At 67.8% G+C, this 6804-nt stretch carries 10 protein-coding genes; 5 read left to right on the top strand and 5 right to left on the bottom strand.

Going from position 1 to position 6804, the window contains the following annotated elements:
* Window positions 1-187: 187 nt before the first annotated feature.
* The gene (locus tag QZ609_RS22960) at window positions 188-766 is read right to left on the bottom strand and encodes a response regulator transcription factor (RefSeq protein ID WP_295499831.1); all 579 of its coding nucleotides are present in this window, start codon (window positions 764-766) and stop codon (window positions 188-190) included.
* A 40-nt stretch (window positions 767-806) separates the two neighbouring features.
* A complete protein-coding gene (locus QZ609_RS22955; RefSeq protein ID WP_295499829.1) occupies window positions 807-2153 on the bottom strand; it encodes an ATP-binding protein in 1347 nt (448 codons plus the stop codon).
* A gap of 143 nt (window positions 2154-2296) precedes the next feature.
* Between QZ609_RS22955 and QZ609_RS22950 the strand changes: the two genes are divergently transcribed.
* Both QZ609_RS22950 and QZ609_RS22945 read left to right on the top strand, forming a co-directional pair.
* On the top strand, window positions 2297-2800 hold the full coding sequence (locus QZ609_RS22950; RefSeq protein WP_295499827.1) for a copper chaperone PCu(A)C: 504 nt from the start codon (window positions 2297-2299) through the stop codon (window positions 2798-2800).
* A gap of 53 nt (window positions 2801-2853) precedes the next feature.
* Entirely contained in the window at window positions 2854-3069 is a 216-nt protein-coding gene (locus tag QZ609_RS22945) for a hypothetical protein (RefSeq protein ID WP_295499826.1), read from the top strand.
* 4 nt (window positions 3070-3073) lie between these two features.
* On the opposite strand, the gene QZ609_RS22940 is transcribed toward QZ609_RS22945, so the two are convergent.
* Genes QZ609_RS22940 through QZ609_RS22930 form a run of 3 tightly spaced genes read right to left on the bottom strand, consistent with a single transcriptional unit; the run spans window position 3074 to window position 4132 of the window.
* Entirely contained in the window at window positions 3074-3304 is a 231-nt protein-coding gene (locus QZ609_RS22940; RefSeq protein ID WP_295499824.1) for a cysteine-rich CWC family protein, read from the bottom strand.
* Window positions 3301-3516: a zf-HC2 domain-containing protein gene (locus QZ609_RS22935; RefSeq protein WP_295499822.1), complete on the bottom strand. Its 216-nt coding sequence runs from the start codon at window positions 3514-3516 to the stop codon at window positions 3301-3303. Before QZ609_RS22935 ends, QZ609_RS22940 begins: the two co-directional genes overlap by 4 nt.
* 22 nt (window positions 3517-3538) lie before the next feature.
* Window positions 3539-4132 (bottom strand): sigma-70 family RNA polymerase sigma factor, encoded by a 594-nt coding sequence (locus tag QZ609_RS22930; protein ID WP_295499820.1) that lies wholly within the window; start codon window positions 4130-4132, stop codon window positions 3539-3541.
* A gap of 176 nt (window positions 4133-4308) precedes the next feature.
* Between QZ609_RS22930 and argB the strand changes: the two genes are divergently transcribed.
* From argB to slmA, 3 genes are all read left to right on the top strand, one after another.
* Window positions 4309-5241 carry an acetylglutamate kinase gene (gene argB, locus QZ609_RS22925; RefSeq protein ID WP_124382632.1) on the top strand — a complete coding sequence of 311 codons (933 nt, stop codon included), beginning with the start codon at window positions 4309-4311 and terminating at the stop codon, window positions 5239-5241.
* Complete coding sequence (locus QZ609_RS22920; protein ID WP_295499816.1) at window positions 5241-6104, top strand: pyrimidine 5'-nucleotidase; 864 nt, start codon at window positions 5241-5243, stop codon at window positions 6102-6104. The genes argB and QZ609_RS22920 overlap by 1 nt, the downstream gene beginning before the upstream one ends.
* Window positions 6105-6249: 145 nt before the next feature.
* Window positions 6250-6804, top strand: a 555-nt coding sequence (gene slmA / locus QZ609_RS22915) for a nucleoid occlusion factor SlmA (RefSeq protein ID WP_295499815.1), incomplete at its 3' end; no start/stop codon positions are given.

Below are 6804 nucleotides of genomic sequence, written 5' to 3'. Positions count from 1 at the left end.
GATCCTACTGCGCGGCCCGATCTTGGCCCTGCGATGCTCGCCGTACCCATGTACGGCGGCGCTTCTCGGACCAACCTCGGGCCGCTCGCTACGGATCGTGAACAGGTTCCAAGCGCAGCCGACACAAGAAAAACGGGCCGCATCGGCAGCGATGCGGCCCGTTGTCTTTGGCGGTGGCCGTTGTCGTTTACTTGGCGACCGGCCGCTTGCCCAGCTTGCGCTGCAGCGTGCGTCGATGCATGTTCAGCGCCCGCGCGGTGGCGGAGATATTGCCGCCGTGCTCGGCCAGCACGCGCTGGATGTGCTCCCACTCCAGCCGCGCCACCGACAGCGGCGCCGGGTTCTCCATGGTCTGCTCGGCCACCGCTTCCGACACGCCCACCTGCAGCGCGAGCAGGATCGAGTCGACGTTGGCCGGCTTGGCGAGATACTCATCGGCGCCGAGCTTCACGGCCTGCACGGCGGTGGCGATGCTGGCGTAGCCGGTCAGGATCAGCATGCGCGCGTCGGGCAACGCCTGGCGCAGGGGGGCAATCCAGTGCAGGCCGGAGTCCGTGCCGCCATGGGGCATCAAGCCCTTGTCGCTGGCGGCCAAGTGCAGGTCGACGGTCACGTAGGCGAAGCGCGCCTGGCGCGCCAGGGCCAGCGCTTCACCGCCGGTGTGGGCGATCTGCGGGGCGAAGCCGCGGCGCGTGAGAGCGCGCGCCAGGGTCTGTGCAAAGACGTCGTCGTCGTCGAGGATCAGGAAAGGGGCGGGTTGCTGCATGGTGTGCTCCGGGCCGCCGCTGTGAAGCGGTCTGCGCAGTCTAAGTGAAGAGGGTGGGCGCGCCGATGATGGGCGCGGCAAGTTGTTCGTTCGGACCGCCAACCGGCAGGCGAAGTTCGGCGATCGCCCCCTGCGGCGGGTTCGCGCGCAGCTCGACGGTGCCGCCCAGCCGGCGCGCGGTGGTCGCCGCCAGGTACACGCCGATACCGTGGCCGCCGTGCTTGCTCGGCACGGGTGTGCGACCGAGCGAGGTGCGCAGATCGTCGGGTAGCCCGAGGCCGGTGTCGATCACGCGCAGCACGATCTGCGGGCCGGTCCCGCGCATGGGGTCGGGCTGGGCATCGATGCGCGCCTCCAGCCGGATCGGCACGCGATCGCGCTTGGCCTGCTGCTGGCTGCGCGCGGCGTTGTCGAGCAGGATGGTGAGGATCTGCCCGACGGTGACGGCATCCAGTGCCACCGCCTGCGCCGCCGGCGAGGTTTCCGTGTGCAGGCGGATGTCAGGATGGCGCAGCTGCCACGTCTGCGTGTATGCCGGCAGCCAGTGCGCGAGCGGCTCCGGCGCGCCGTCCGACGGCTTGCGCTGCAGGCGCGCCAGCGCGGTGCGGCACAGCTCGAGCTGCTGTTCGATGGCGCGCAGGTCTTCGCGGTAGGGCGCCAGCGGCGAATCGGGCTGGCGCGCGTCGTGCTGCAGCTCGCCGGCAATCACGGCCACGGTCGACAGCGGCGTGCCCATCTCGTGCGCCACGCTCGCGCCCTGCGCGACCAGCGCCTCGATGCGCTCTTCGCGCAGCAGACTCTCGCGCGCCTCGGCCAGTTCGGATTCGCGCGCACGCAGCGCAGCCGACAGGCGCGCGGTAAAGCCGGCGATCATCGCGCTGCTGGCGACGAAGTCGATCCACATGCCGGCCAGGTGGTACGGCACCGCATCGGCCTGGTTGAGCAGGTTCAGCGGGATGTAGTTGCCGAGCATCATGCTGTAGGCGGCCAGCGCGTACAGCGTCAGGCCCACCACATGCGCGATCGGCAACATGGCCGCGGCAATCGCCAGCGCGGGCAGGTAGAACGAGACGAACGGGTTGGTGGCGCCGCCGGTGAAATACAGCAGCGCGGACAGCGCGGTCAGGTCCACCATCAGCTGGATGGTGATCTCGATATGCTGCACCGGCCGCGCGCGGCGCACGCGCCAGCCCGTGAGCAGGTTGAACAGCGCGTGCAGACCCATCACCGTCAAGAGCGGCAGCACCGGCAGCTGCACGCCGAACACCGGCGGCGCCAGCAGCATCAGGATCAGCTGCGTGGCCAGCAGGATCCATCGCAGCCAGAACAGGCGACGTAGACTGGACGTATCCAGCGGCGGGGCGGTGAAGGACAGGGTCGAGAGCATGGGCGACAAGTGTAAACGCGCGCGATGCGCCAGCTTCCGCTGCGCAATGCGTCAATCAGCCGCACAATTGTGCACCGAACATATCTTGCGCGAAGTGCTGTGCTTTAATGCGCAGCACGTTTGTCCCCGATAGGAGCCCCCTCATGACGAAGTCTCACGCGATCCGTTCTTCCCTGCGCCTGGCCGTGCTGGCCGCCGGCGTGTTCGCCAGCGCCGCAGCCCTTGCGCAAGTGACGGTGCAAGACGCCTGGGTGCGCGGCACCGTGCCGGGCCAGACCGCTACCGGCGCCTTCATGACGCTACAGGCCGCCGACGGCGCCAAGCTGGTGGGCGTGTCCACGCCAGTGGCGGGCACGGCCGAGATCCACGAGATGAAGATGGACGGCAACGTGATGCACATGCGCGCCGTGCCCGCGCTGGACCTGCCCAAGGGCCAGGCCGTGCAGCTCAAGCCGGGCAGCTACCACCTGATGCTGATGGACCTGAAGCAGCCGCTGGCCAAGGACACCACCGTGCCCATCACGCTCAAGGTGGAGCTGGCCAACAAGCGCGTCGTCGAGCAGAAGGTCGAGGCCAAGGTACGCGACCTGACGGCCGGCAACATGCCCGCCATGAATCACGACCATGGCGGCGAACACAAACAGTGATGGCCTGCGGCGGGTGCGCGTCACCGGTCCCTGGCCGATGAACCTCATCGATCATGGCTAACAAGACCCTGGGCACCCGCCAGAAACTGACCTTCCGCATCGAGCCGTCCACCCGGGCCGGCACCGCGCGCCCGCGCAACGTCCTGGTGCCACTGGCGCGCGGCCGCAAGGCCGGCGCCCACACCGAAGGCGGCCACGCCGAACGCCAGCGGGGCGGGGCCGACATCCGCCGCGCGCTGCGCACGCTGGACGACGACAGCAAGGATTGAAGAGTCAGCGGGCGGTTTCCGCCTGCGCCTGCGCCTGCGCAATCGCCTCACGCAGGCAGCGCTGGCAGCGGCAGCCCTGCCCGGGCCGCCGCGCACTGGCGGGCAGGTTGTCCTCCGCCATGCACCAGCAGGTTGCGTCCGGCTGCATGCCATTGCCGATGGCGCCGCAGCGCAACGCTGCCCCGCACACCGCGCAGACGGTGTTGGCAGTCAACGCTTCGCCCGACACGCTCACGGACGCCCGCCTCCCGCGTCATCGTCCTGCGCCAGCCGATGCATCGCCTGGCGCAGGAACCCCATCTGGTGCGAGAACCGCGTACACGCGTCGCAGGCAAATAGGTGCGCGCGCAGGCGCAGGCGCTCCCCGGTGGACAGGTCGCGGTCCATTCCGGACACCAGCATGCGGTGGGCTTCGTGGCAGGTGGGCAATCCCCAGCGGTTCGGCATGATGCGTTCTCGGTGATGCGATTTATGCGGCAGCAGGCTGGTTGCCGAACCAGTGCAGGTCCAGGCACTCGCGCAGGCGCATGCGGGCACGGTAGAGCAGCGCCCAAGCATTGGTCGCGGTGATCTCCAGTTCCTGACAGATTTCGTCCGTCTCCAGCTCCAGCCACTCGCGCATCATGAAGACGCGCCCGACGCGCGGCGGCAGGCGGTCGACGCACATTTGCAGGATGTCGAAGAACTCGCGCCGCGACAGCGCCGCATCCGGGCTGCCCCAATCCGACGGCGGCGTCAGGTAGTGGCCATCCGCCGCAAACAGGCTGTCGAACACGGCCTCATCCGAGCGCAGGTCGGATTCATCGGAGTCACCGCCGGCAAGCATCGAGACGCGCACTTCGCGCCGCCCCGAGCGGATCGCATCGATGATCTTGTGCTTGAGGATGCCGATCACATAGGTCTTGAGCGAGGCGTTGCCGGCAAAGCGCTCCGGGTGCTCCAGCACCGCCAGGAGGGTGTCGGCGACCGTGTCTTCGGCCAGCGCCGTATCGCGCAGCTGCAGTTGCGCGAAGCGCAGCAGGTGCGGGCGCAGCGCGTTGAGTTCGTCTGGGGCGATGGCCATGTCGGGTGGGGGTGTTTTCTGCCGGCAACGATTGTGTCGGACACACACGATGTGCCATCAGACCATGCCGGCTTTTCTTGTAAAATCGCGCCTGCCGAAAATGGGCTGCTTCGTTTTTGTGTAGCACGCGACATTCGGCGCTCCATCATACCCCGCCCAAACCGGATGTCACCGTCATGACCGCTTCTGTTGCTGCTGCCCCCGACCCTGCTGGCCTCGACCCTGAACTCGCGCACATTGCGCCGCCGGTCAAGGCCGAAATTCTCGCGCAGGCCTTGCCCTACATCCGCAAGTTCCACGGCAAGACCATCGTCATCAAGTACGGCGGCAACGCCATGACGGAAGAGAAGCTCAAGCACGGCTTTGCGCGCGACGTGATCCTGCTCAAGCTGGTCGGCATGAACCCGGTGGTGGTGCACGGCGGCGGCCCGCAGATCGACGAAGCCCTGAAGAAGGTCGGCAAGCAAGGCACCTTCATCCAGGGCATGCGCGTGACCGACGAAGAGACCATGGAAGTGGTCGAATGGGTGCTCGGCGGCGAAGTCCAGCAGGACATCGTCATGCTGATCAACCAGTACGGCGGCCAGGCGGTCGGCCTGACCGGCAAGGACGGCGGCCTGATCCGCGCCAAGAAGCTGAAGATGCCGGACCGCGAGAAGCCGGGCGAATTCATCGACATCGGCTTCGTGGGCGATATCGAGACGATCAACCCGGCGGTGGTCAAGGCGCTGCAGGACGACGCCTTCATCCCGGTCATCTCGCCGATCGGCTTCTCTGATGAAGGCCAGGCCTACAACATCAACGCCGACGTGGTCGCCGGCAAGATGGCCGAGATCCTCAAGGCCGAGAAGCTGGTCATGATGACCAACATCCCCGGCGTGATGGACAAGCAGGGCAACCTGCTGACCGACCTGTCGGCGCGCGAGATCGACGAGCTGTTTGCCGACGGCACCATCTCGGGCGGCATGCTGCCGAAGATCTCGTCCGCGCTGGATGCGGCCAAGAGCGGCGTGAACTCGGTGCACATCGTCGATGGCCGCATCGAGCACTCGCTGCTGCTGGAAATCCTGACCGAACAGGCGTTCGGCACCATGATCCGCTCGCATTGATGCGTAACACCCGGGTGGCTCGGGCGCGCCGCGCGCACGCCTGGCCGCGCGAGGTGGCGGCGCCCCCGTTGTCCGGAGCGCCCAAGCAACAGCCGGTCTGGCTGTTCGACCTCGACAACACCCTCCACCACGCCTCGCACGCGATCTTTCCGCAGATCAACCGGCTGATGACGGCCTATGTGGCGCGCGTGCTCGGCACGGATGAAGCCACCGCCAGCCAGGTGCGGGTGGACTATTGGCGGCGCTATGGCGCCACCCTCCTCGGCATGGTCCGCCACCATGGCGTGGACCCCGCCGACTTCCTCGCCCAGGCCCACACGTTTGACGACCTGCGCGCCATGGTGCGCGCCGAGCGCGGCCTGGCCCAGCTGCTGCGCGCCCTGCCCGGGCGCAAGATCCTGCTGACCAACGCCCCGGCCGCCTACGCGCGCGCGGTGGTGCGGCTCATCGGCCTGAAGCGCGCGTTCTCGCGCGAGATCGCGGTCGAGCACATGTGGGTGCACCGGCGCCTGCGCCCCAAACCCGATCCACTGATGCTGCGCCGGCTGCTGGCGCGCGAGCGCATTGCGCCATCGCGCGCCATCCTGGTGGAAGATACGCTCTCGCACCTGAAGCGCTACCGGCGCCTGGGGATCGGCACGGTGTGGGTGACCGGCTACCTGCTGCGCAAGCCGCCCGGCACGGCCACCCCGGCCAACGCCGACGCGCTGCACCCGGCCCAGGCCGCCGCGCTCGCCGCGCGTGCAAATTCGCCACAACGGCAACCCGCCGCGCCGATTTTGTTCGCCAACCGGCCCGGCTACGTGAGCGTGAAAGTAAAATCGGTGCTTCAACTACAACGAAGGCTCGTTCGACGCGGCTGAAACGCGATCAAGAGGGAGCGTAGCGGTTCTGGTGGTTTGGCGCTGCCGCAGACAGTACAAGCAGTACGGCAAGGCAGCGCCGGACCGCCAGAACCCTCTTGATCGTGTTTCATGCGTCATGAATGGGAGAGGGGCCCAATCAAACATGAGCAACGCGCAGACAGGCTTTGTGCCGGCTGAACTCCAGCCGATTGCCGAAGCACCCGCCGCACCCGCACGCAAACGCCCCCGCCCGGGCGAGCGCCGCGTGCAGATCCTGCAGACGCTGGCCGGCATGCTCGAGCAGCCGCGTGGCGAGAAAATCACCACCGCCGGGCTGGCCGCCAAGCTGGACGTGTCCGAAGCGGCGCTGTACCGCCACTTCGCCAGCAAGGCGCAGATGTTCGAGGGGCTGATCGAATTCATCGAGCAGACGGTGTTCGGTCTCATCAACCAGATCACCCTGCGCGAGGAGCACGGCCTGCGCCAGGCCCACGCCATCGCCCACATGCTGCTGTCGTTTGCCGACAAGAACCCGGGCATGACGCGGGTGCTGGTGGGCGATGCGCTGGTCGGTGAGGACGAACGCCTGCCCGAGCGCATGGCGCAGTGCATGGACCGCATCGAGGCGTCGCTCAAGCAGAGCCTGCGCGTGGCCGTCACGCAAGGCGCCTGGCCGGCCGATGCCGACATCGCCTCGCGCGCCAATTTGATCGTCTGC

It is taken from the genome of uncultured Ralstonia sp. (assembly GCA_913056305.1).
In the GTDB taxonomy this organism is placed as follows: domain Bacteria; phylum Pseudomonadota; class Gammaproteobacteria; order Burkholderiales; family Burkholderiaceae; genus Ralstonia.
Note: the sequence above shows the minus strand (reverse complement) of the source record. Positions and strands in the feature narration are given on the sequence as shown.

What these genes read in the sequence shown, in the direction of transcription:
- QZ609_RS22960 (WP_295499831.1), bottom strand. Translation starts at nt 766, where the DNA reads ATGCAGCAACCCGCCCCTTTCCTGATCCTCGACGACGACGACGTCTTT.
- QZ609_RS22955 (WP_295499829.1), bottom strand. Translation starts at nt 2,153, where the DNA reads ATGCTCTCGACCCTGTCCTTCACCGCCCCGCCGCTGGATACGTCCAGT.
- QZ609_RS22950 (WP_295499827.1), top strand. Translation starts at nt 2,297, where the DNA reads ATGACGAAGTCTCACGCGATCCGTTCTTCCCTGCGCCTGGCCGTGCTG.
- QZ609_RS22945 (WP_295499826.1), top strand. Translation starts at nt 2,854, where the DNA reads ATGGCTAACAAGACCCTGGGCACCCGCCAGAAACTGACCTTCCGCATC.
- QZ609_RS22935 (WP_295499822.1), bottom strand. Translation starts at nt 3,516, where the DNA reads ATGCCGAACCGCTGGGGATTGCCCACCTGCCACGAAGCCCACCGCATG.
- QZ609_RS22930 (WP_295499820.1), bottom strand. Translation starts at nt 4,132, where the DNA reads ATGGCCATCGCCCCAGACGAACTCAACGCGCTGCGCCCGCACCTGCTG.
- argB (WP_124382632.1), top strand. Translation starts at nt 4,309, where the DNA reads ATGACCGCTTCTGTTGCTGCTGCCCCCGACCCTGCTGGCCTCGACCCT.
- QZ609_RS22920 (WP_295499816.1), top strand. Translation starts at nt 5,241, where the DNA reads ATGCGTAACACCCGGGTGGCTCGGGCGCGCCGCGCGCACGCCTGGCCG.